This window comes from Stenotrophomonas sp. KH_052 (genome assembly GCF_057838755.1).
The window spans coordinates 3,848,459-3,871,176 of the sequence record NZ_CM174475.1 but is presented as its reverse complement, the minus strand read 5'-3'; the positions used below and the strand labels follow the sequence as shown (position 1 = coordinate 3,871,176).

16 protein-coding genes and 1 pseudogene are annotated in these 22,718 nt (G+C 66.4%); 15 read left to right on the top strand and 2 right to left on the bottom strand.

Annotated features, from left to right (window positions below):
• Nucleotides 1-3 precede the first annotated feature (3 nt).
• The 4 genes and pseudogenes from AC3ITW_RS17735 (at nucleotide 4) to AC3ITW_RS17720 (ending at nucleotide 6,507) form a co-directional block, all read left to right on the top strand.
• Nucleotides 4-711 carry a pilus assembly protein gene (locus tag AC3ITW_RS17735; RefSeq protein WP_197616954.1) on the top strand — a complete coding sequence of 236 codons (708 nt, stop codon included), beginning with the start codon at nucleotides 4-6 and terminating at the stop codon, nucleotides 709-711.
• A 60-nt stretch (nucleotides 712-771) separates the two neighbouring features.
• Nucleotides 772-849 (top strand): annotated as a pseudogene (locus tag AC3ITW_RS17730) (ESPR domain-containing protein); the annotation flags it as partial.
• 222 nt (nucleotides 850-1,071) lie between these two features.
• Entirely contained in the window at nucleotides 1,072-5,688 is a 4,617-nt protein-coding gene (locus AC3ITW_RS17725; RefSeq protein WP_489390371.1) for a YadA-like family protein, read from the top strand.
• A gap of 69 nt (nucleotides 5,689-5,757) precedes the next feature.
• A complete protein-coding gene (locus AC3ITW_RS17720; protein WP_489389798.1) occupies nucleotides 5,758-6,507 on the top strand; it encodes a hypothetical protein in 750 nt (249 codons plus the stop codon).
• A gap of 226 nt (nucleotides 6,508-6,733) precedes the next feature.
• Here AC3ITW_RS17720 and AC3ITW_RS17715 read toward each other — a convergent pair whose 3' ends face one another.
• Both AC3ITW_RS17715 and AC3ITW_RS17710 read right to left on the bottom strand, forming a co-directional pair.
• Entirely contained in the window at nucleotides 6,734-7,378 is a 645-nt protein-coding gene (locus AC3ITW_RS17715; RefSeq protein ID WP_012511978.1) for a hypothetical protein, read from the bottom strand.
• Between the two features lie 345 nt (nucleotides 7,379-7,723).
• On the bottom strand, nucleotides 7,724-10,147 hold the full coding sequence (locus AC3ITW_RS17710; protein ID WP_012511977.1) for a penicillin-binding protein 1A: 2,424 nt from the start codon (nucleotides 10,145-10,147) through the stop codon (nucleotides 7,724-7,726).
• Between the two features lie 219 nt (nucleotides 10,148-10,366).
• On the opposite strand from AC3ITW_RS17710, the gene AC3ITW_RS17705 reads away from it, so the two are divergent.
• The 11 genes from AC3ITW_RS17705 to AC3ITW_RS17655 all read left to right on the top strand — a co-directional run bounded on the left by AC3ITW_RS17705 (nucleotide 10,367) and on the right by AC3ITW_RS17655 (nucleotide 22,668).
• Nucleotides 10,367-11,425: a pilus assembly protein PilM gene (locus AC3ITW_RS17705; RefSeq protein ID WP_006388916.1), complete on the top strand. Its 1,059-nt coding sequence runs from the start codon at nucleotides 10,367-10,369 to the stop codon at nucleotides 11,423-11,425.
• Nucleotides 11,425-12,342, top strand: coding sequence for a PilN domain-containing protein (locus AC3ITW_RS17700; protein ID WP_489389797.1), 918 nt, complete (start codon nucleotides 11,425-11,427; stop codon nucleotides 12,340-12,342). Before AC3ITW_RS17705 ends, AC3ITW_RS17700 begins: the two co-directional genes overlap by 1 nt.
• Nucleotides 12,339-12,995: a type IV pilus inner membrane component PilO gene (locus AC3ITW_RS17695; protein ID WP_006388913.1), complete on the top strand. Its 657-nt coding sequence runs from the start codon at nucleotides 12,339-12,341 to the stop codon at nucleotides 12,993-12,995. The genes AC3ITW_RS17700 and AC3ITW_RS17695 overlap by 4 nt, the downstream gene beginning before the upstream one ends.
• Nucleotides 12,996-13,021: 26 nt before the next feature.
• A complete protein-coding gene (locus tag AC3ITW_RS17690; protein WP_050559910.1) occupies nucleotides 13,022-13,525 on the top strand; it encodes a pilus assembly protein PilP in 504 nt (167 codons plus the stop codon).
• 21 nt (nucleotides 13,526-13,546) lie between these two features.
• Nucleotides 13,547-15,520: a type IV pilus secretin PilQ gene (locus AC3ITW_RS17685; protein WP_006388908.1), complete on the top strand. Its 1,974-nt coding sequence runs from the start codon at nucleotides 13,547-13,549 to the stop codon at nucleotides 15,518-15,520.
• A gap of 190 nt (nucleotides 15,521-15,710) precedes the next feature.
• Complete coding sequence (locus AC3ITW_RS17680; RefSeq protein WP_041864582.1) at nucleotides 15,711-16,736, top strand: AAA family ATPase; 1,026 nt, start codon at nucleotides 15,711-15,713, stop codon at nucleotides 16,734-16,736.
• An 8-nt stretch (nucleotides 16,737-16,744) separates the two neighbouring features.
• Nucleotides 16,745-17,674, top strand: a complete 930-nt coding sequence (locus AC3ITW_RS17675; protein ID WP_065723814.1) for a DUF58 domain-containing protein — start codon at nucleotides 16,745-16,747, stop codon at nucleotides 17,672-17,674.
• Nucleotides 17,671-18,120, top strand: a complete 450-nt coding sequence (locus AC3ITW_RS17670; RefSeq protein WP_012511972.1) for a DUF4381 family protein — start codon at nucleotides 17,671-17,673, stop codon at nucleotides 18,118-18,120. The genes AC3ITW_RS17675 and AC3ITW_RS17670 overlap by 4 nt, the downstream gene beginning before the upstream one ends.
• Nucleotides 18,117-19,121 carry a vWA domain-containing protein gene (locus AC3ITW_RS17665; protein WP_100469430.1) on the top strand — a complete coding sequence of 335 codons (1,005 nt, stop codon included), beginning with the start codon at nucleotides 18,117-18,119 and terminating at the stop codon, nucleotides 19,119-19,121. The genes AC3ITW_RS17670 and AC3ITW_RS17665 overlap by 4 nt, the downstream gene beginning before the upstream one ends.
• A complete protein-coding gene (locus AC3ITW_RS17660; protein ID WP_489389796.1) occupies nucleotides 19,118-20,956 on the top strand; it encodes a tetratricopeptide repeat protein in 1,839 nt (612 codons plus the stop codon). Before AC3ITW_RS17665 ends, AC3ITW_RS17660 begins: the two co-directional genes overlap by 4 nt.
• On the top strand, nucleotides 20,953-22,668 hold the full coding sequence (locus AC3ITW_RS17655) for a BatD family protein (protein WP_489389795.1): 1,716 nt from the start codon (nucleotides 20,953-20,955) through the stop codon (nucleotides 22,666-22,668). Before AC3ITW_RS17660 ends, AC3ITW_RS17655 begins: the two co-directional genes overlap by 4 nt.
• Nucleotides 22,669-22,718 lie beyond the last annotated feature (50 nt).

Genomic DNA, 22,718 nt, shown 5'->3' with positions numbered 1-22,718 from the left:
ATCATGAAGAAGCTGCTGTTCTGCCTGTTGCCGTTGAGTGCACTGCTGGCCCCACCGGCACAGGCCAATCTGTCCATTCATCCGATGCGTGCCGCGGTGGACGCCAAGCACGGCACGAAGATCCGCGTGTACTCGCAGTCCACCCAGCCACAGTACGTGCAGGCGCGGCTGCTGCGCATCAACAACCCGGCGCAGGTGGGGGAGGAAGAGATCGAAGTGGAAGCCGCCGATGCAGCGATTGCCATCACCCCCGGCAAGTTCGCACTCAGTGGCGGTAGCAATCGCCTGATCCGGGTGATTCCGCTGCAGACCGTCGAAAAAGAGGCGGCCTATCGCATCTACTTCGAGGGCGTGAATGGCCCCGACGGCACGATCCTGGAGGGCGACGAGCAGGCGGCGCAGGCCAACGTCGGCGTCAGCCTGATCTGGGGCGCGCTGGTGAACGTCGTGCCTGCCAAGGGCCGCGTGGATCTGCAACTGCAGGGCAACACCCTGCGCAACACCGGCACGTTGCGTGTAGGCATTACCGGTGCTGCCGAGTGCAGCGCCGGTGGCGTATGTACGCCGCGTGAGCTGTCGAAAAGCCTCTACCCCGACGCTGCGCTGACCCTGCCGTTCCAGCTCCAGCCCGGCAACACCCTGCAGTTGCAGTACCGCCTGTCGAACGACGGCTATCGCGATCACGTAACGACCCTGGCGCCGAGCGCCTGACCTTCTATCGCCCCGTGCACGCGCGGGGCTTCATTTCCCTTGACCTGTTAAGGAAAGACCATGAACAAAATCTATCGTCGTATCTGGAATCACGCTAAGCAATGCTGGGTCGTGGCAAGCGAATCGGCCACCGTTAGGGGTAAGAGAGCGGGTTCCCTGATTGATCATCGAAGGGCGGCTCTATTGGCTCTCCTGGCGATCGCAGGCGCTACTGGGAACGCGAGAGCTGGTTATGATGTCGGTTGTTCGTCTTCGGACGGCGCTGATCTTCGGCGCTGCCTTCCGTTCGCAGGACATTGGAATCCGCGTCTAACACCGGGGTATGCGGAAATTGACTTGGCGGCTGAGAATTCGTTGGCGATCGGAGCGGGGGCTCTGATACAAGGGAGTGATTCATTTGCCTTCGGGCAAGGCGCCACTATCAAGAAGCGCAATAGCGTTGCGTTTGGCTATAACGCTCAGACCCATGACGTGGATAGCATTGCTATTGGGTTCAGGGCAAGAACGGGAAGCAAGGGAGGGCATAACCTCGCTGTCGGAACCAATGCATTTGCCGATTACATCGGCGCTACAGCGGTGGGGAACGGCTCAAAAGCGCAAGGAGAGAACACTGTCGCAATCGGGAGTGGGGCGTCTGCAACTTCGTCAAATTCGGTGGCCATTGGCGCCAACTCAGTAGCTAGTGCTGGCAATACTGTTTCAGTGGGTAGTAGTAGCACGAAGCGGCGGATCGTAAACGTTGCACCGGGTGGTGTGTCCTCCGGTAGCGCAGATGCGGTCACCGGTGGTCAGCTGCACGACACGAATCAGGCAGTGAGTGCCGCACGTGGTCGGGCGGACTCGGCATATTCAGCTGCAAGTGGGGCCCAGACTACGGCCAATACGGCCAAAACCAATGCCGACAGTGCGCTGAGCAAGGTGAACACGCTGAGTGGGCTGTTGAGTCAAACCTCCACGTCTGGGAATGTCCGCCTGGGCGGCAGCAACAGTGGCACGGTGCTGGATGTCCGCAACAGCGCGAGCGCCAATCGTAAGATCACCGGTGTCGCGGATGCCACACTGAGTACGACAAGCACTGAGGCCGTGTCGGGCAAGCAGCTTCATGCCACCAATACCAAGCTGGGTGTCGTCGAGAAGACTGCAGATGCTGCGAAAGTGGACGTTTCAGCGGTACGTGCCCTTGTTCAGGCCGCCACGAACCGAATCGATGCAACGACCTTGGCTTTGGGCAAAGGTGCCACCGCGGAGAACGGCAGCTTCGGCATCAGTACAGCACTCGGCAACAATGCCAAAGCGTACAACGGTCGCAGCGTGGCACTGGGCGACGACGCGCGCGCTGGTGTAGATGCGGACGGCAACAAGGTGGCGAACCAGAACGCGGGCGTCTCTGTCGGCGCCGGAACCCGTAGCGCCAACGGCGCCGTTGCCACCGGCTTCCGTGCAAACGCAAGCGGCAACTTCTCTATTGCCGTAGGCGGCGACGCCAAGGCCGAGGCAGAGCACGCTACGGCGGTTGGCTATCTGAGCAAGGCAGGCGCCAGCCAGGCCACCGCACTGGGGCGTGGCAGTGAGGCGACGGCGCAATTCGCCAGCGCACTGGGCAATCTGGCCAAGGCTACGAACACCAGCTCCGTGGCGCTGGGTGACCGCGCTCAGGCCTCACATGAGAATGCCGTTGCGCTGGGTGCAGGTGCAGTGACCGCCTCGGCCAATTCGGTATCGGTGGGCAGCGCCAGCAGGAAGCGGAAGATCCAGTACATCGCCGATGGCGTAGTGGGGGCCGGCAGCACCGACGCCATCACTGGCAACCAGCTTCATGCCACCAACCAGGCGGTCACCAAGGCCCAGACAGCAGCAGACGGCGCGACCACCACTGCCAATACCGCAAAGGTGGAGTCGGGCAAGGCACTGGCCGAGACGGTGGTGCTGGGTGGCCTGGTCAACCAGACCGCTGCCAATGGCAGTGTTCGTCTGGGTCAGAAGAACAGTGGCACGCAGCTGGATGTGCGCAACAGCGCCAATGCAAATCGCGGGATCGTGGGCGTCGCCGACGGCGCCATCAGCGCGACCAGCAACGAGGCCGTGACCGGCAAGCAGCTCCATGAAACCAACGCGAACGTGAATTCGGCACAGACGACCGCCAGCGCAGCGAAGGTCAGTGCGGACAAGGCGCTGGCCGACACCGGAGTGCTGAATGGCCTTGTCGGTCAAGTCGCTGTCAACGGCAACGTTCGTGTTGGCGGGAAGAACAGCGGCGCCGTGCTGGATGTTCGCAACAGTGTGAATGCGAATAGGAAGGTGAGCGGCGTGGCCGATGGTGTAGTCGGCGCCAGCAGCTATGAGGCCGTCAACGGCAGGCAGCTCAATGCCACCAATGACAAGGTGGCGGCGGTGGAGGGCATTGCCAGGTCTGCGGGCACGGAAGCTGCCGTGGCGAAGGGGGATGCGACCAAGGCGCTGGCCGAGACAGCGGCGCTGGGCGGGCTGGTGGCGCAGGCATCTGCGTCTGGCAATGTGCGTCTGGGCGAGAAGAACAGCGGTACGACGTTGGATGTACGCAATAGTGCCAATGCCGAACGGAAGATCAGTGGTGTTGCAGATGGGCTCTTGAGCGCAAGTAGTGCCGAGGCTGTGTCTGGTAAGCAGCTGCATTCAACCAATTCACGCGTCTCAGAGCTTGAGGGTGTCGCGCAGTTTGTGAGTATAGGCTCAGCGCCCATCAGTGAGCGCGCAGCAGCCGGTGTGGCAGGCGTTGCGGTCGGAAATTCAGCAAAGACTGGCCTGGAGGGAGGAACCGCGGTGGGTACTCTTGCTGAAGCGATGGGCAGGAACTCCACTGCGATTGGTCGAGGGGCAACTGTCTCTGCTGGCTCCGAGAATGGATTCGCAATGGGAGCAGGCGCAGAAGTTGGCGGAGCCACTGGCGGCGCGAGTCGTGGCGTCGCGATCGGTGCTGGTGCAAGAGTTGAAAGCGGGGCTCACGGCTCGCTGGCACTTGGAAGCAGCTCTCAGGCGAATGAAGAAGGTGTTGCGTCATTTGGGAATGCAGGCATTCAGCGCCGCCTTGTAAACATCGCGCGCGGTACAGCTGGCCACAACGCTACCACTGTCTCCCAGCTCAAGGATTCCCTCGCCACCCTCGGGGGCGGCGCAGGCATGAACGGCAATGGAAACATCATCGCCCCGACCTACACGGTGCAGGGCGGAGCGCAGAATACCGTCGAGGATGCACTGATGGCACTCGATGGTGCCGTCATCACCGCCGGCCGTCGCGCGGACAAGGTGGAAGGTCAGCTCAATTCGATCTTCCAGGATTCACCTTCGGCCCGCGCTGATGGCACGAGCCAGATCGCGCTGAATGGCGTGAACGGCATGGTGCTGACCAATCTTGCCGATGGCCGGGTGGCGCCAGGAAGCCGTGATGCCGTAACGGGCAACCAGCTCTACGCCGCAGAGCAGAAGATCTCGCAGAATCGGAATGATCTGGAGGCGATGCGCAAGGAGCGGGAGATGGGGCAGCAGGCAATGCGTGGGTTGGATGCGAGCGTCATCGACTACGGTGGTGCGCGTTTGACTGGTGTGGCTGATGGCTCCATTTCGGCAGATAGTCGAGACGTCGTTACCGGCCGTCAGCTGTTTGGTGTTAATGATCGGGTATCTCGGATGGAATACCAGAACCGCTTCTTCAAGATCAATACGGATGAGCTCAGTGAAGACGCGTCCGCTGGCTTCCTCGGAGTGGCGATTGGTGATTCTGCGCGAGCAGGAATTGACGGTGGAACTGCAATCGGGTCCTACGCCGCAGCGCTGGGAGTGAATTCGGTTGCTCTTGGACGTGGGTCTTGGGTCTCCGAAGAATCGAGGGGTGGCTTCGCCGTGGGCGCTGGTGCGCAGGTGTGGGAGCGCAACGGCATGGCCATTGGTGAAAGTGCAATTGTCCTCAAGGGGGCGGATGGGTCCCTCGCATTGGGAGCTGGTGCGGTGGCTACTGAGAGTGGTACGGCCTCATTTGGTAGTGAGGGTGTTGGACGCCGTCTCGTAAACATCGCCAACGGCACCGCCAACCACAACGCCGCCACCGTCGGCCAGCTGCGCGGTGCGCTCTCCGCGCTCGGCGGTGAAGTCGATGCCAACGGCAAGATCGTCGGCCCGCGCTTCAACGTCCAGGGCCAGACACAGTCCACCTTGAATGGCGCACTGCAGGCGCTGGATGGTGCGGTCGTCACCAACACCTCGCGCGTGGACAAGGTTGAAACCCAGCTCCGCTCCGTCTTCCAGGACACTCCCTCGGTCCGCGCCGACGGCGTCAACCAGCTCACCCTCGCCGGCGCCAACGGCATGGTCATCTCCAACGTGGCCAACGGCCTGATCGCGGCGGGCAGTCGTGATGCGGTCAACGGTGGCCAGCTGCATTCGATGCAGCAGCAGCTCAACGTCCGCATGGACGGTCTCGAGCAGCGCATCGACGACGCCCCGGCACCGCGTGCCCTGGCGTCGTCCTCGGTGCCGAAGCCGCAGGCCGAGGAGACTCCTGTGGTACCGGATGGCAAGGATTCCCAGCAGGTCGCCTCGGTAGGCGAGGGCGACAAGCCCGCACCGCAGCCGAAGGCCAACAAGGACGACTCGCCGAAGCCGCAGGTCGACACCGCCGAGCTGGAGAAGATGCTGGCCCGCGCCAACGAGTACACCGATGGGGCGATCAGCAACGTCGAGCGCCGCCTGGACAAGATGGACAAGCGCTTCAACCGCATGGCGGCGATGAGCAGTGCGCAGACGGCGATGGCGATGAACACCGCCGGCCTGGCCACCTACAACCGTCTCGGTGCGGGCGTCGGCTACGCCGAAGGCGAGTCGGCCATGGCGGTGGGCTACCAGCGCGTGCTCAACGAAAAGGGCTCAGCTACCTTCAGCCTCAATGGGGCGTTCACCAACAGCGGTGAGCGCAGCATGGGCGTGGGTGTAGGTATCGGCTGGTAAGCCATGGAGCCCCGGCGTGACGCGCGTAATCCACCCCGTCGCGCCGGGGTCCTCGCCCAGGAGATGGCGATGTATCGATGGGTAAGCTGGTTCATGAGCTACCGCAGCTTCTACGTGTGGCGCGCACGGTATCGCTACTACACCCGGCATCTGGATGCCTGGATGCTGGCCAGCGCGCTGTGCCTCATGGGGGTGGTGGCGCTGCTCTGGTACTACTGGCGGTTCACCAGCGCGCCGCCGCCGCGCATGCATCCGCAGGCGGCTGCGCTGCGGGTGGAGGGCATCACCAACGAGGCCATCCACCGCATCGTGCTGGTGCGCCATGGCGGTACCACGCCCGGCAAGGCGTTCACTACGCCGGAGGAGATCCGGGCCAGCACGGTGCGCACGATGCGGGTGCGGCAGGTGCTGGACGGTGAGGCCGTCTGGCGGTTGAAGGCCAGCCTGCTGACGGATATCGCCGAGTACATCGACGCGACCGATGGATGCGTGCCTTACCGCTGCGAGCGCGTGCAGGAGCGCATTGCGTTCCTACGCGAGGCGGCGGAGGAGAACGCGGGCGTCAACCGGGCACTGCAGGCGATTCTGGACGAGCCGCTGGATCTGCTGCCCAATCTGGAAGACAGCGAGCGCCAGCGGGTGAAGAGTGGCTGGTCGGACTCGTTCGACGACATCTATCACCAGACGTGGCTGCTGAACGATCTGCAGAGAATGCATGCCCGGATGATGGCGGAGTACCCACGGCGCGCACCGGTGTCGTGGTTGCCGAAGTGGATGACGGGTTCGACGCCGGAGCCTCGAAACGGAACGCCGTTGTAACACCGCAACCGGCCCCCTGTAGAGCCGAGCCCACGCTCGGCTGCTCTTCGGTCAGGTATCCGGATGTCTGAAACACCGTGCGGACCAATGGTCCGCACCCACCAAAGGCGGGGACCGCGCTCCCTGTAGAGCCGAGCCCACGCTCGGCTGCTCTTTGGTCAGGTGTCCGGATCTCTGAAGCACAGTGCGGACCAACGGTCCGCACCTACCAATACCGGCGCTACCGTCACCCGCCGATATACGCGGTGATCTCCGCCTCAGCCAGCACCTGCCGCAACTGCGCCACAGACGCACGCCGCATCGGCTTCTCATCCACCGGCGACAGCGGTGCCTGACGCAGGGCGTCATACGGCAGCACCGCCAGGTCGAAGGTCAGCTCTTCGGCACTGAACACCCACACCGGCACGTCCAGGCAGCGCTCGCGGTCCATGCGCAAACGGCGCGTCCGCGATTCGGCGGGGATGCCGTGTTCGTCCAGGAAGCGGTGCACGGCTTCCGGGTCGTCACTGTGCAGGTGCAGCTGCACGGGGCTGTTGGCGTCGGCGGTGCCATCCAGCACCGGGCCAGCCAGGCGAGGGGCGAAGCCGTGCAGGAACTCCAGTGCGCGCATGGCGGCTTCGCGGCGGCGCTGCAGTTCGTTGCCATGCTGGGGCCCGGAAAACAGCCGCTGGTACTCGCGCAGGGCGTCTTCGATCTCGGTGTTGCGGGGCAGGGAGGCATCGTCGTGGATGCCGAGCCGGCTGGCGGCCTTCAACTTGGCCTGGTGGTAGTCGCGGATGCCGCCTTCGGCCATCAGGCGGGCGGCTTCGTGGGCGAGGCGGTGGCGCCGCTCGCGGGTCTGGCTGGCAGCATGCTGACGGGCGCGATGCATGCGATGACTCCCTGTTGCGACCTGGCTACAGACTAGCGCACGGATGTGACATCTGCGTGGGTATTTCGCGGAGATGCCGCTGCGCTCGCCGGGCATGGCCCGGCGCTACCCGGCAAGACCGTGCCGCTGACCCACCAACGCTTTGGTAGGTGCCGACCTTGGTCGGCACGAGGCGCCAACCAAGGTTGGCGGCTACCAGGGGCAGCATCGATGCCAACCCACGGTTGGCACCCACCAACGCTTCGGTAGGTGCCGACCTTGGTCGGCACGGGGCGCCAACCAAGGTTGGCAGCTACCAGGGGCGCATCGGTGCCAACCCGCGGTTGGCACCCACCAAACCCTTCCTCAGAAGATATCGAACGCGGCGGCGTCGGCCTGCGGGGTATTGAGGTTCAGGTCGTAGTCGGTCAGGCGGTCCATGTCTTCCACCTTCACCCACTCGGTCGCACCGTTGAGGGTGGCCTGGACCATGCCGCTGGGCGGCTCGTTCTGCGCGATCGGGGTGTCCTTCAGCGCGGTGCGCATGTAGTCGATCCAGATCGGCAGGGCGGCCTTGCCACCGTATTCGCGGTAACCCAGCGAGCGGAAATCGTCGCGGCCCACCCACACGGTGGTCACGTACGGGCCGCCGAAGCCGGAAAACCAGGCGTCGCGGTGGTCGTTGGTGGAGCCGGTCTTGCCGCCCACGTCCTCGCGGCCGAGCACCTTGGCCTGGGCACCGGTACCGCGCTGGACCACGTCGCGCATCATCGACACCAGCTGGTAGGCGGTGCGGGCGTCGATCGCGCGCGGGGCGGTGCGGGCATCGGGGTTGACCGGCGCGGCCGGGGTTTCGGTCTTGGCTTCGGCCTTGGCCGCAGCAGCCGGGTCCACCTTCGGGGCCGGAGCGCCGAAGTTGAAGCCGTCCACCACCTGGTTGACCGGCTGGCCGCTGCTGCCGGCACAGTCGCGGCAGGCCATCGCCGGGTTTTCCTTGAACACCAGGTTGCCGTCGCGGTCGTTCACCTGGTCGATCAGCCAGGTGTCCACGCGCGAGCCGCCGTTGGCGAACACGGCGTAGCCGCGGGCCACCGACAACGGGGTTAGCGAGGCGGTACCCAGCGACATCGACAGGTTCGGCGGCAGTTCCGATTCGGCGAAACCAAACTCGCTGATGTACTTGCGCGCGTAGTCCACGCCCATGCCATCGAGCAGGCGCACCGAGACCAGGTTGCGCGACTGCACCAGCGCCTCACGCAGGCGCATCGGGCCGCGGAAGCCGCCACCGTCGTTCTGCGGGGCCCAGGTCTTGCCGCGGCGGTCGCGGAACACGACCGGGGCGTCGAGCACGATCGAGGCCGGGTTGTAACCCTTGTCGAAGGCGGCGGCGTAGACGAACGGCTTGAAGCTCGACCCCGGCTGTCGACGGGCCTGGGTGGCGCGGTTGAACTTGTTGCCCGAGAAGCTGAAGCCACCGACCAGTGCCTTCAGCGCGCCGCTGTGGGCATCCAGCGAAACCAGGGCGGACTGGCCGCGCGGCAGCTGGTCCAGCAGCCACTCACCTTCCTTGGCGCCGGTGCGCACGCGCACGATGTCGCCACGCTGCACCAGCTTGCCCGGGGTCTTGTTGGTCCACTTGGCGGCGCCGGCCGGCAGCACGATCTCGCTGCGGTTGGCCAGCACCACAGTGGCGCTGCCATCGGCGCCGGTGCTGGCAACGATGGCCGGCAGCAGGCCGGCCTGGCCGAACATGCCGCGCAGGTGCTCGGCCAGGGCCGCGGCGTCTTCGCCGGCGCCCACCTGGACCTGCTTCTCAACGCCGTGCCAGCCGTGGCGGTGGTCGTACAGCAGCAGGCCGTCGCGCACCGACTGGTTGGCGGCGGTCTGCAGGGTGGCGTCAATGGTGGTGGTGACGTGGTAACCCTTGTTGACCACATCGCCGCCGAAGCGGGCGATCATTTCCTGGCGCACCAGCTCGGCCACGTACGGGGCATCGACCTGCACCGGCGGCTCATGCGCGGTGGCGTGCATCGGCACGGCCTTGGCCGCGTCGGCCTCGGCCTGGCTGACGAACTTCAGGTCGGCCATGCGCTGCAGCACGTAGTTGTCGCGGCGCTGGCGGGCACGTTCCGGGTTGGAGATCGGGTTGCCCGAAGACGGGAACTTGGGGATGCCGGCCAGCGAGGCCATCTCGTCCAGGTCCAGCTCGTTCAGTTTCTTGCCGTAGTAGAACTCGGCGGCGGCGGCCACGCCGTAGGCACGGTTGCCGAAGAAACTCTTGTTCAGGTACAGCTCGAAGATTTCGTCCTTGCTCAGCTCGGACTCGATCTTCCGCGCCAGCAGGATCTCGGCCAGCTTGCGGGTGTAGCTGTACTCGGAGCTGAGGAAGAACTGGCGGGCGACCTGCTGGGTGATGGTGGAGCCACCGGGCACGCGCTTGTCGCTGGTGGTGGCCAGCAGCCATACGGCACGGCCGATACCCATGTAGTCGACGCCGCCATGCTCGTAGAAGCGGGCATCCTCGGTAGCCAGGAACGCCTGCTTCAGGCGCTCGGGCACGTCCTTCATGGTGATCGGGGTGCGCCGGGTCTCGCCGAACACCGCCATCAGCTTGCCGTCGGCAGCGTAGACGTACATCGGCTCCTGCATTTCCACGTCGCGCAGGGTCTGCACGTCGGGAAGCTTGGAGGAAACGGCATAGTACAGACCGCCTACGGCGGCCGCGCCGATCAGCGCCAGGACCAGGACAATCAGGAAGATCCAGCGCAGCCAGCGGCGGAGTCGAGTCATCGGGTTCAGATTCCGATTGCGAATTTCGTGGTCGCAGAGTATAGATTACGCAAGGTGGCGGCTGGGGTCGTCGCCGGGGAGCGCAAAGGGAACAGTCAGGGGCTGCATGGTGAATCCGTGAGGGACTTCACAGCAGGGCCGTTGCCATTTGCTAAGAATACGTTATTAATGCTCGGGCGCAGGTCTTGCGTCCAAGTGCCCGTCGGCAGGGGAGAAACCGTGGGGCTCATCCCAAAAAGTCAGTCGCCGCTTGTAGGCGTCGACATCAGTTCGACTGCGGTAAAGCTTTTGCAGCTGTCCCGCAGTGGCAATCGTTTTCGTGTGGAACATTACGCTGTGGAACCTCTTCCGCCGAATGCGGTGGTGGAGAAGAACATCGTGGAAGTGGAGGCCGTGGGTGAGGCCATCCGCCGCGCGATGAACCGCTCGGGGAGCAAGGCCAAGCTGGCCGCTGCCGCCGTCGCTGGGTCGGCGGTGATCACCAAGGTGATCCCAATGCCGGCCGAGCTCGACGAGAACGACATGGAAGCCCAGATCGAGCTGGAAGCGGTCAACTACATTCCGTACCCGATCGAGGAAGTGAACCTGGACTTCGAGGTGATCGGGGCGATCCCGAACAACCCGGAGATGGTCCAGGTGCTGCTGGCCGCGTCGCGTTCGGAAAACGTGGAACTGCGCCAGTCCGCGCTGGAACTGGGTGGCCTGCAGGCCAAGGTGATGGACGTGGAGGCCTTCGCGGTCGAGAACGCCTATGCCCTGGTCGCCAGCGAGCTGCCGGTGTCCATCGAGGGCGTGGTCGCGCTGGTCGACATCGGCGCCACCATGACCACCCTCAATGTCCTGCGCGGTGGCCGCAGCCTGTACAGCCGCGAACAGGTGTTCGGTGGCAAGCAGCTGACCGACGAGATCATGCGCCGCTACGGCCTGAGCTACGAGGAAGCGGGCCTGGCCAAGCGCCAGGGCGGGCTGCCGGAAAGCTACGAGATGGAAGTGCTGGAGCCGTTCAAGGAAGCCACGGTCCAGCAGATCAGCCGCCTGCTGCAGTTCTTCTATGCGGGCAGTGAATTCAACCGCGTCGATCACATTGTGCTGGCCGGTGGCTGCGCCGTGCTCGGTGGCCTGCCGGAAATGGTCGAAGAGCAGCTGGGCGTGCCGACCGTGATCGCCAACCCGCTGGCACAGATGACCCTGGGCCCGAAGGTGAACGCACATGCGCTGGCCCAGGATGCCCCCGCGCTGATGATCGCCACCGGTCTGGCGCTGAGGAGCTTCGACTGATGGCGCGCATCAATCTATTGCCCTGGCGCGCCGAGCGGCGCAAGCAACGCCAGCGCGAGTTCTACGCAATGCTGGGCATGGCCGCGATCGGTGGCCTGCTGCTGTCGCTGGTGATCTGGTTCTACTACGACCGCCAGGTGAGCGGCCAGATGGACCGCAACGCCTATCTGGAAGCCGAGATCGAGAAGGTCAAGGAACAGAACAAGGAGATCGACCGCCTCGACGCCCAGAAGGAACGCCTGCTGGCCCGCAAGAAGGTGATCGAGGAACTGCAGGCCAAGCGCTCGCAGATGGTCCACCTGTTCGATGCGCTGGTGCGCACCATTCCTGACGGCGTGGTACTGACCGCGCTGAAGCAGGAAGGCGATGTACTGACCCTGGAAGGCCGTACCCAGTCCAATGCCCGTGTTTCGGCCTACATGCGCAACCTGGATACCTCCGGCTGGATGACCAACCCGGAGCTGTCGATCATCGAGGCGCGTGATCCGGAGAAGGACAAGGACGGCAAGGCGGGTCCGGTTGCGGACATGAAGGCGCTGCCGTACGTGTTCGTGGTCAAGGTGAAGCTGCCGGCACAGAGTGAAGAGGTGGCGGCGACGCCGGGCCTGAACGCAGACGGCACGGTTGCGCCGGCAGCGCCGGCACCCGTGGCTCCGCTTGCCGCGGGTCCGGATGCTGCCACGCCGGCGGCACCGGCCGCAGGCCAGCCAGCGGCGGCTCCGGCGGCTCCGGCGGCACCGGCCGCAGGCCAGCCAGCGGCGGCTCCGGCGGCTCCGGCGGCACCTGCAGCAGTACCGGCCAATCCACCGGCCGCGCCGAACCAGCCGGCTGCCAAGCCCGCCCCGAAGCCTGAGGGCAGCCGCCTGGCGCAGCCGCCGCAGGCCTTCCATGCCCCGCTGCAGGGGGACCGCGCATGAGCCAGAAGATCGATCTGAAGAACCTTGATTTCAACGACATCGGCAACTGGCCGCAGAAGGCCAAGATCGTCTTCTGCTCGCTGCTGGCGCTGGTGATCATGTTCGTGGCGTGGATGCTGCTGATCAGCGGCAAGCGCGAGGAACTGGCCGGCCTGGAATCGAAGGAAGTCGAGCTGCGCACCGAGTTCACCAAGCAGCAGGAACGCGCGGTGAACCTGGCGCCGCTGAAGCAGCAGCTGGCACAGATGGAACAGGTGCTGCAGCAGATGCTGCGGCAGCTGCCCAGCAAGACCGAAATGCCGGACCTGATCATCGACATCTCGCAGACTGCGCTGTCCAGCGGCCTGACCAACGAGCTGTTCGAGCCGGAGCAGGAGCAGGTGAAGGAGTTCTACGCCGAGAAGCCGATCAAGCTGCGCATGGTGGGTAGTTACCACCAGTTCGGCGCGTTCGTCAGTGGCGTCGCCTCGCTGCCGCGGGTGGTGATCCTGACCATGCACGACATCAACCTCAAGCCCAAGGACAAGACCGGCGGCAACGTCCGCAGTGGTGCGCTGGAACTGTCCGGCACGGTCAAGACCTATCGCTACCTGGACGAGACCGAGGTGCAGGAACAGCAGAAGGCTGAAGCCGGCAAGGAGGACAAGAAGTGATCCGTTCCTTCTTCGCACGTTGTGGAATGGCTGCTGCAGTGCTGTTGCTGGCTGCGTGCGGCCGTGGCGTGACCAGCACGCCCGGCGATGCACCGAACCTGGAAAAGTGGGTGGAGGGTGAGCGTGCACGACCGGCGCAGCCACTGGAGCCGCTGCCGGTGATGCAGCAGTTCGAGACCTTCGAATACTCCGCGCAGGGCATGCGTGATCCGTTCACCGATGCCTGGACCAATCCGCAGGGGAGCGGTGGGTTGCGGCCGGATCCGAACCGGCGCAAGGAGCCGCTGGAAGGCTTCCCGCTGGACGCACTGGACATGGTCGGCACCATCGGCACCGGCGCAGGCACTGTCGCGCTGGTGATGGGACCGGACAAGGTGACCTACCGGGTGCGCCCGGGCGGTTACCTGGGGCAGAGCGACGGACGGGCCACCGCGGTCTTCGAGGACCGCGTGGAGCTGATCGAACTGGTGCCGGATGGCGCGGGTGGCTGGCTGGAACGGCCGGCAACGCTCTCGCTTGAAGATCAATGATCGTTTACTGGGGATAGCACGATGACCTTTCACCAAGCCAAGGGGCTGCGTCCCGTCCGGCGCTCTACCTTGAACCGTGTCAGCGCGCTGGGAGTCGCGCTGATGCTGGCCTGCGCTCCGGCGCTGGCTGCCGCACCGGCGGAAAAGCCGGTGGGCACCACCGTGGCACCGGCTGCAGCACCGGCCGGCCTGTCGGTGGCCAAGATCGATTTCAAGCGGGGCGATGATGGCGCCGGGCGCCTGATCGTCCAGTTCGACGGCCAGGGCGCGATCCCGGACCTGCGTACACAGGGCAACAGCGTGGTCGTGGACGTCGGCAATGCCCGTCTGCCGGCCAACCTGCAGAAGCCGATGAATGTCGTCGACTTCGCCACGCCGGTGCAGCGCATCGACGCCAAGCCGTCCGGTGCCGGTACCCAGCTGGTGCTGAGCACCGGCGGTGCGGTCGAATCGCTCGCCTACCAGAGCGGCAACGAGTACGTGGTCGAGATCAGCCCGCGGCAGGCCCCGGCCGCTGTAGGCGCGGTCACTGCCGGCAGCGTCACCCAGGCAGCCAAGGCATTGCCGCAGCGCGGCTTCACCGGCAAGCCGGTGACCTTCAACTTCCAGGACGTGCCGGTGCGCACCGTGCTGCAGTTGATTGCCGAAGAGTCCAACCTCAACGTGGTGGCCTCCGACTCGGTGCAGGGCAACGTGACCCTGCGCCTGGTGAATGTGCCATGGGACCAGGCGCTGGACATCGTGCTGCGCGCCAAGGGCCTGGACAAGCGTCGCGACGGCAGCGTGATATGGGTCGCTCCGCAGGCCGAACTGGCCAAGTTCGAGCAGGAGAAGGAAGACGCGCGCATCGCCATCGAGAACCGCGAGGACCTGGTCACCGATTACGTCCAGATCAACTACCACAGCGCCACCCAGATCTTCAAAGCACTGACTGAAGCCAAGGGCATCGGTGGCGGTGGCGGTGGTGGCGCTGGCGGCGGCGGTGGTGGCTCATCCTCGCAGGAGGACAGTGGCTTCCTGTCCGGTCGCGGCCGCATCGTGGCCGACGAGCGCACCAACACGCTGATGATCAGCGACATTCCGAAGAAGATCGCGCGCATGCGCGAGCTGATCAACGTGATCGACCGCCCGGTCGACCAGGTGCTGATCGAAAGCCGTATCGTCATTGCGACCGACACCTTCGCCCGCGAGCTGGGTGCGAAGTTCGGCATCAGTGGCAGCCGTGACAACGTCTACTTCAGTGGCAATCTGGAAGCCAATCGCCTGACCCGCGAATCGCAGGTCAAGACGGCGCAGGACAATGCCAAGGCCGAGCGTGACTGGATTGCCGGCGGCCGCGTCGGTCCGCCGCCGGTGGCGACGGGCTCGACCATCACCCGCGGCCTGAACTGGAGCCTGCCGGTTGCTACGGCCAGCAATCCGGGTTCGCTGGCCCTGTCGATCCTCAACGCCGGCTACCTGCTGGATGTGGAGCTTTCGGCCATGCAGGAAGAGTCGCGTGGCGAAGTGATCTCCAACCCGCGTGTGGTCACCACCAACCAGCGCGAGGCAACGATCAAGCAGGGCAAGGAAATCGGCTATGTCACCATCAGTGGTGGCGGCACCGGTGGCGTTGCAACGCCGAACGTGCAGTTCAAGGAAGTGGTGCTGGAACTGAAGGTCACGCCGACCATCACCAACGACAACCGCGTGTTCCTCAACATGCAGGTGAAGAAGGACGAAGTGGACCAGCTCATCCAGCTGGACGGTTACGGCACCGTGCCGTCGATCAACCGCCGTGAGGTCAACACCGCGGTGCTGGTCGAGGACGGCCAGACCGTGGTCATCGGTGGCGTGTACGAGTTCACCGACCGCAGCAGCATCAGCAAGGTGCCGTTCCTGGGCGACGTGCCGTTCCTCGGCAACCTGTTCAAGAAGCGTGGCCGCAACAAGGACAAGGCCGAACTGCTGGTGTTCGTGACCCCGAAGGTGCTGCGCGTGGCCAAGCAGAACTGAGCCATCGCACCCCGCAACACGAAGAGGGCCGCCCTGTGCGGCCCTTCTTCGTTTGGGCCCCCTTCCACGCCTACGGCCCGGTAGATCCAGGTCATGCGTGGATGCTGTTCAGCCGTTCTTGATGCCAATCGCAGGGCACCCTGCGATGATGTCGGGAACCCGTGCCGTCCTGCGCCGGTCAAAGGCCCCCATGAACCTGCCACCGCCGATGCCCGAAACCGTTTCGCCGCCGCCCGCGCCGGCTACCTCCCGCCTGCATGCCGCTTTCAGCCAGCTGCGCGACGCATTGTCGGCCGAGATCGTGGGCCAGGCCGCGCTGGTCGAACGCCTGCTGATCGCCCTGCTGGCCGACGGCCACCTGCTGGTGGAAGGTGCCCCCGGCCTGGCCAAGACCACCGCCATCCGCGCGCTGGCCGCGCGCCTGGAAGCCGACTTCGCACGCGTGCAGTTCACCCCGGACCTGTTGCCGGCCGACCTGACCGGCACCGAGATCTGGCGCCCGCAGGAAGGCCGCTTCGAATTCGTGCCCGGCCCGATTTTCCACCCGATCCTGCTGGCCGACGAAATCAACCGCGCCCCGGCAAAGGTGCAGTCAGCGCTGCTGGAAGCGATGGGCGAGCGCCAGGTCACCGTGGGCCGCCACACCTACGCGTTGCCGCCACTGTTCCTGGTGATGGCCACGCAGAACCCGATCGAGCAGGAAGGCACCTTCCCGCTGCCGGAAGCACAGCTGGATCGCTTCCTGATGCACGTGCGCATTGGTTACCCGGACCAGGCGGCCGAATCGGAAATCCTGCGCCTGGCCCGCGAGCGCGCCCGTGGTGCGTTGGGCGAGTCGGCACCGGTACCGGAAAAGATGCCGATGCAGGATGTGTTCGATGCCCGCCGCGAAGTGCTGGACCTGCACATGGCGCCGGCGCTGGAGCGCTACCTGATCGAGCTGGTGCTGGCCTCGCGTGACCCGTCGCGCTATGACGCCGGCCTCGGCCGCCGCATCGCCTGGGGCGCCAGCCCGCGCGGCTCGATCGCGCTGGAGCGTTGTGCGCGCGCACGCGCCTGGCTGGCGGATCGCGACTTCGTCACCCCCGATGACGTGCGCGCGGTCGCTGCCGACGTGCTGCGCCATCGCGTGCTGCCCAGCTACGAAGCCACCGCCGAGGGTTGGGATGGCGAGCGCCTGGTGCAGGAACTGCTGGCCCGGGTGCCGGCACCCTGAGCCTGCGCATGACCGATCGATCCCTGGAACACGTACCCAGCGTCAGTGACGGTGACGGGCTGCGCCCACAGCTGGCCGAACTGGTGGCACTGCGGCGGCTGGCGCAGCGTCCGCCACCGCCGCGCCGTGGCCGTGCCGGCAATGCCGGGCAGGCGCCGTCGCCGCTGCGTGGGCGCGGCATGGAATATGCCGAGTCGCGCGAGTACGTGGCCGGCGACGATGCACGCCATATCGACTGGCGGGTGACCGCACGGACCGGTCGTGCCCATACCAAGTTGTTCCAGGCCGAGCGCGAGCGGGTCAGCCTGATCGTGGCCGATACTTCACCGTCGCTGTACTTCGGCACCCGCGTGCGCTTCAAGTCGGTGCAGGCCGCACGCGCCGGCGCCGTCGCCGCGTGGTCGGCGCAGCGCCGTGGCGATCGCATCGGCGCCTTGCGTGGCAGCGACCGTGAACCACCGATTGCCCCCGCAGGCGGTCCGCGCGGCGTGCTGCGCGTGCTCGACGCACTGACCCGCTGGTATGCGCAGCCGCCTGCCGATGATCTGGGCCTGGAGCGCGCGCTGGACCACGCCGGCCGCGTGCTGCGCCCGGGTGCGCGCATGCTGGTGCTGGCCGATCCGCAGCAGGCCATCCGCATTCCGCCGGCACGCTGGAGCGCGCTGGCCCAGCATCACGACCTCAGCCTGGTGCTGCTGGTCGATCCGCTGGAACTGCAGCCGCCGTCGGCCGCGCTGCAGTTCCAGACCCTGCAGCAGCGCATTGGCCTCGACCTGCGCCGCAGCGAGGTGCAGGCCCATTGGCAGGCGCATTTCGTTGAACCGCTGCAGGAGCTGCGGCGTCAGCTCGGTGCGCGCCGTGTCGACGTGCAGGTGCTGTCCACCGACGCGCCCAGCGATGCCTGGCTGGCACCGTCGCCGACCGAGGTGCCGGCATGAGCGCCAATCTGCCGCTGCGTGATGTGCAGCTGCCGCCGCCACCATCCTGGTGGCCGCCGGCACCGGGCTACCTGATGATCGGTGGCGTGTTGCTGCTGGTGCTGCTGGTGGTGGCTGTGCTGTGGTGGCGCCGCCGCCGTCGTCACCAGCGCTGGTTGCAGCTGTTCGACCAGGAGTTGGCTGCCAGCCACGACGCCGTTGCGGAACTGGCGGCCATTGCGGGACTGCTGCGTCGTGCCGCCCGCCATGCGCGTCCGGGCAGCGAGTCGCTGCGCGATGAGGCCTGGTGGCAGCGCGTGGATCCGCAGGGCACATTGCCGGAAGCACGCCGTAGCCTGTTGGCCGAAGGTGCCTATCGCCCACGCGTGGACGTCAACGAGGTGGCCGCAGTACGCCGCTGGGCGCGCGAGCGCTACCTGGCGCTGCTGCTGGAGCGCCGCCGATGAACGTGCTGGCGAGTTACTGGCCGTGGCCGGACCTGCAGCTGGCATGGCCGCTGGCCCTGCTGGCGCTGCCGCTGCCGTTGTTGATGCATTGGTGGAAACGCCGTGCCGATCCGGGCGCTGCGCTGCGCGTGCCGTATGCGGCCACCGAACTGGAAGCGCTGGCCGGTGGCGGCCGCGTCGATGTGTCGTGGCTGCGCACGCTGCTGCTGTGGCTGGGCTGGTGCGCGCTGTGCGTGGCGCTGGCGCGTCCGCAGCAATTGGGTGAGGCGATCACGCCGCCGCAGGAAGGCCGGCAGATGATGCTGGCGATGGACGTGTCCGGCAGCATGGGCGAGGGCGACATGGTGCTGGGCGGGCAGGCGGTTGATCGCCTCACCGCAGCCAAGGCCGTGCTGGCCGATTTTCTTGATCGTCGTGCCGGGGATCGCATCGGCCTGCTGGTGTTCGGTGACCGTGCTTACACGCTGACGCCACTGACCGCCGACCTGGCCAGCGTGCGCGATCAGCTGCGCGACAGCGTGGTCGGCCTGGCCGGCCGCGAGACGGCCATTGGCGATGCCATCGGCCTGGCGGTGAAGCGGCTGCGCAGCCAACCCGAGGGCCAGCGCGTGCTGATCCTGCTGACCGATGGCGTGAGCAATGCCGGCGTGCTGGAACCGTTGCGTGCGGCCGAGGTGGCGCGCGCCGAAGGCGTACGCATCCACACCGTGGCCTTTGGCGGTGACGGCAGCATGCGCCTGTTTGGTATTCCGATCTCTGCCGACCAGGACCCGGTCGACGAAGCGACGTTGAAGAAGATCGCCAACATGACCGGCGGCCAGTTCTTCCGCGCACGTGACACCGCACAGCTGGCCGGCATCTATGCCGAGCTGGACCGGCTGGAGCCGATCGCGGCGAAGGGTCCGAGCCTGCGCCCGCGCGAGGAACGCTACGCATGGGCGCTGGGGCTGGCCTTGTTGCTGGGCGCATTGGCCTGGCTGTGGCCGGAGCGTCGCCGATGATCGCGTTGGTTTCGAATCTTCCCGACTGGAACGCGCTGCACTTCCTGCGCCCGGAATGGCTGTGGGCGTTGCTGGCGCTGCCGCTGATCATCGCGGTGGCGTTGTACCGGCAGCGGCGCAGCAATGTGTGGCGGCAGGCGGTGGATGCGCACCTGCTGCCGCATCTGCTGGCGGCTGGCACGCGCCGTCGTGCGCGCCTGCCGTGGGCGCTGCTGCTGGGCTGGACGCTGGCATCGCTGGCGATGGCCGGGCCAAGCTGGCGCCAGCAGGCGCAACCGATGTTCCAGGCCAGCGCACCGTTGCTGGTGGTGCTGGACCTGTCCAGCCGGATCACCGCCACCGACCTGCCGCCCTCGCGCCTGCTGCAGGTGCGTGCAAAGGTAGGTGAGCTGCTGCGCGCGCGCCAGGGCGGGCAGGTCGGTCTGGTGGTGTACGCCGACGATGCCTACACCGTCGCGCCGCTGACCGATGACGGCAGCAATGTCGCGCTGTATCTGGATGCGCTGTCACCTGAAGTGATGCCGCGCGACGGCCAGCGCGCCGACCGTGGCATCGACTGGGCGACCCGGCTGATGCGGCAGATCGGTGCATTGCGCGGGCAGATCCTGCTGGTGACCGACCAGGCCGACGGCGAAGCCGGATTGGCCGCAGCACAGGCACGCAGCCTGGGCCTGCAGGTGTCGGTGCTGGGGCTGGGTACGCCAGCCGGTGCGGCCTATCGCGATGGCAGCGGGCAGATCCGCCAGGCCGCACTGGATGAAGCCAGCCTGCGCGCGGTGGCCACGGCCGGCGGCGGACGCTATGCGCGCATTGCCGCCGATGACAGCGATCTGCGTGCGTTGGGCGTGCTCGATGTGCGTGAGGGCACGACGGCGGAGCGACCGGGCGAGGGCAGGCAATGGCGCGATGAAGGTTTCTGGCTGCTGCCGCCCCTGATGCTGCTGGCGCTGTTGGCGTTCCGTCGCCGCGCATTGCTGGCTGCCGTACTGGCAGTGGGCCTGCTGCCATGGATGGGCGAGGTGCAGGCGCAGGCGCCGTCGGCCGCTGCGCCGCAGCCGGTGCAGGGCACACTGTGGAAGCGCAGCGACCAGCTGCAGCATCAGCGCCTGGCCGACGGCGTGCAGGCATACCGCAATGGCGACTTCGCCAGTGCGCGCAAGCAGTTCGAGGGCATCGACAACGATGCCGGTTGGTACAACCTGGCCAACGCACTGGCACGCCAGGGCAACTACGACGAAGCCATTGCTGCCTACGATCGCGCATTGGCGCTGCATCCGGGCATGGCCGACGCGGTGGCCAACCGTGCGGTGGTCGATGCCGCGCGCAAGCGCAAGTCATCCGGTGGCCAGGGCCAGGATCAGCAGAAGCCGCCGCAGAACGGGCAGCAGAAACAACCGCAGAATGGTCAGGGCCAGCAGAATCCGCAGGGCCAGCAGCCGCAGCAGGGCCAGAAGGATTCCGGCCAGGGCCAGCCGCAGTCTGGCCAGCAGGGCCAGCCCAAGCCGGGCGACGACAAAACGCAGTCGAACCCGCAGCCCGGCGAGCGTGGCCGCGACGGCCAGCAGGCACCACCACAGGTGGAAGACGCCAAGGCGCAGGCGCAGGCCGATGAACAGCAGCGCCAGCGCATGCAGCAGGCGATGCAGCAGGCGCGCGAGGGTCAGGCCGACAAGGACGGCAAGCCGGTACCAGGCAGCGATGGCGCCACGCCACGCCAGCGCGAGGAGCAGCAGGCGGTGGAGGCGTGGATGCGGCGTGTGCCGGATGATCCGGGCGCGTTGCTGCGGGCCAAGTTCCAGCTGGAAAACGAACGCAGGAAGAGGGAAGGGCGATGACGCGGGCGACGAACATGCATGGGCGCTGGCCGCTGCAGGTACTGGCGGCACTGCTGCTGTGGCTGCCGCTGCTGGCGTGGGCGCAGCCGCGCGCCTGGCTCGACCGCGACCGTGTTGCGATGGGCGATACGGTCACCCTCAACGTCGAGAGTGACCAGGGCGCACCCGACTTCAACCCGTTGCGTACCGACTTCGACCTCAGTGGGCAGACCAGCAGCCGCCAGGTGGAGTGGAGCAACGGCGCCATGCAGCAGCGCAATCTGTACGGTGTGGCGCTGACGCCGCGTCGCAGTGGTGCGCTGGTCATTCCCGGCCTGCAGGTGGGCAGCACGCGGACCGCGCCGCTGACCCTGCAGGTGGACGCCGCCACCGTCGCCGGTCCGGACAGCAACGCGATGGCCTTCATCGAAACCGTTGTCGATGATCAGACGCCGTACGTGCAGCAGAGCGTAGGCGTGGTGGTGCGGCTGTACTTCGCCTCGCAGCTGGCGTCCGGCGAACTGGTGCTGGATACACCGGCCGGCGCGTCGTTGCAGCGCGTGGGCGACGACCGCACCGACGTGCGCCAGGTCAATGGCCGCCGTTACAACGTGGTCGAGCGCCGCTTCCTGCTGATCCCCGAGCGCAGCGGTGCACTGCGGCTGGCCGGTGCACGCTTCAACGGGCGTAGTGCCGGTGGGTTCTTCGATGATTTCTTTGGCGGCGGCGATGGCCGCATGAATGCCACCGGCGTCGACCGCACCCTGCAGGTGCAGGCACAGCCGGCGCAGGCACTGCAGCCGTGGCTGCCGCTGCAGAGCCTGCAACTGCGCTACACCAGCGCGCCGACCAGTGCGCGCAGCGGGGAAGCCGCCAACATCGTGGTCGAGGCGATTGCCGAAGGCGCGACCCGCGCGCAGTTCACTGATCTGCCGGTGCCCGAGGTCGGCAGCAACGCGCAGGTCTTCGCCGAGCCTGCGCAGTATGAGGAGACCTTCAACGGCAGTACGCCGCGGCTGAAGATCACCCGCCGCTATTCGATCGTGCCGCGCCAGCCCGGTTCGCTGGTGGTGCCGGGGCCGCAGCTGCCATGGTGGGATGTTCGCAGCGGCAAGGCACAGGAAGCGCGCCTGCCAGACCTGACGCTGGCCGTTGCAGCGGGCAACGGCGCAAGCAACGCGCCGCCGGCACCCTTGCCGCCGATCGACACCGATGCGGCGCTGCCCGGTGCCGATGGCCAGGACAGCCGTATCGCGGCGACCGATCCGCGCGCCAGTGGCCTGTCCGAACGGCCATGGCCGTGGATGGGAGCGGCCATCGGCCTGGCGTTGCTGTGGCTGCTGACCCTGCTGTGGGGTTGGCAACGTGGCCGTCGCCCGCGTGCGGCGGCGCCGGTGGCGGGTCGCTCGGCTGCGCCGGTTGTGGCGAGCGGACGTGCCGGTCTAGCCGAACTGCGCCGTGTGCTGGATGGCGAAGGTTTTGAGCAGGTCGAAGCGCAGCTGTGTGCGATGGCCGGTGTCGAACGTATCGAGCAGGTCATCGACCGCCTGGCTGACCCCGGACAGCGACAGGTGCTGCAGGACCTGCAGCAGGCGCGCTGGGGTGGGCAGGGCGACTTGGCGTCGCTGCGTGCGCGCCTGCGCGAGGCCTTCCGTGACGGACCGCACTGGTCGGCGGCTGCGGGCACCGCTGACACTGGTCTGGCGCCGCTGTATCCGCCACGGCGAACCTGAACCGGCGCCGCTTGCGCGCTTTGTTAGAGTGCATTCATTTTTCGAGGAAA

Excerpts from the sequence above, each read along its gene's own strand:
- AC3ITW_RS17735 (WP_197616954.1), top strand. The coding sequence starts at position 4 with ATGAAGAAGCTGCTGTTCTGCCTGTTGCCGTTGAGTGCACTGCTGGCC.
- AC3ITW_RS17700 (WP_489389797.1), top strand. The coding sequence starts at position 11,425 with ATGGCGCGCATCAATCTATTGCCCTGGCGCGCCGAGCGGCGCAAGCAA.
- AC3ITW_RS17685 (WP_006388908.1), top strand. The coding sequence starts at position 13,547 with ATGACCTTTCACCAAGCCAAGGGGCTGCGTCCCGTCCGGCGCTCTACC.
- AC3ITW_RS17695 (WP_006388913.1), top strand. The coding sequence starts at position 12,339 with ATGAGCCAGAAGATCGATCTGAAGAACCTTGATTTCAACGACATCGGC.
- AC3ITW_RS17690 (WP_050559910.1), top strand. The coding sequence starts at position 13,022 with ATGGCTGCTGCAGTGCTGTTGCTGGCTGCGTGCGGCCGTGGCGTGACC.
- AC3ITW_RS17655 (WP_489389795.1), top strand. The coding sequence starts at position 20,953 with ATGACGCGGGCGACGAACATGCATGGGCGCTGGCCGCTGCAGGTACTG.
- AC3ITW_RS17675 (WP_065723814.1), top strand. The coding sequence starts at position 16,745 with ATGACCGATCGATCCCTGGAACACGTACCCAGCGTCAGTGACGGTGAC.
- AC3ITW_RS17720 (WP_489389798.1), top strand. The coding sequence starts at position 5,758 with ATGTATCGATGGGTAAGCTGGTTCATGAGCTACCGCAGCTTCTACGTG.
- AC3ITW_RS17680 (WP_041864582.1), top strand. The coding sequence starts at position 15,711 with ATGAACCTGCCACCGCCGATGCCCGAAACCGTTTCGCCGCCGCCCGCG.
- AC3ITW_RS17670 (WP_012511972.1), top strand. The coding sequence starts at position 17,671 with ATGAGCGCCAATCTGCCGCTGCGTGATGTGCAGCTGCCGCCGCCACCA.
- AC3ITW_RS17665 (WP_100469430.1), top strand. The coding sequence starts at position 18,117 with ATGAACGTGCTGGCGAGTTACTGGCCGTGGCCGGACCTGCAGCTGGCA.
- AC3ITW_RS17660 (WP_489389796.1), top strand. The coding sequence starts at position 19,118 with ATGATCGCGTTGGTTTCGAATCTTCCCGACTGGAACGCGCTGCACTTC.
- AC3ITW_RS17715 (WP_012511978.1), bottom strand. The coding sequence starts at position 7,378 with ATGCATCGCGCCCGTCAGCATGCTGCCAGCCAGACCCGCGAGCGGCGC.
- AC3ITW_RS17710 (WP_012511977.1), bottom strand. The coding sequence starts at position 10,147 with ATGACTCGACTCCGCCGCTGGCTGCGCTGGATCTTCCTGATTGTCCTG.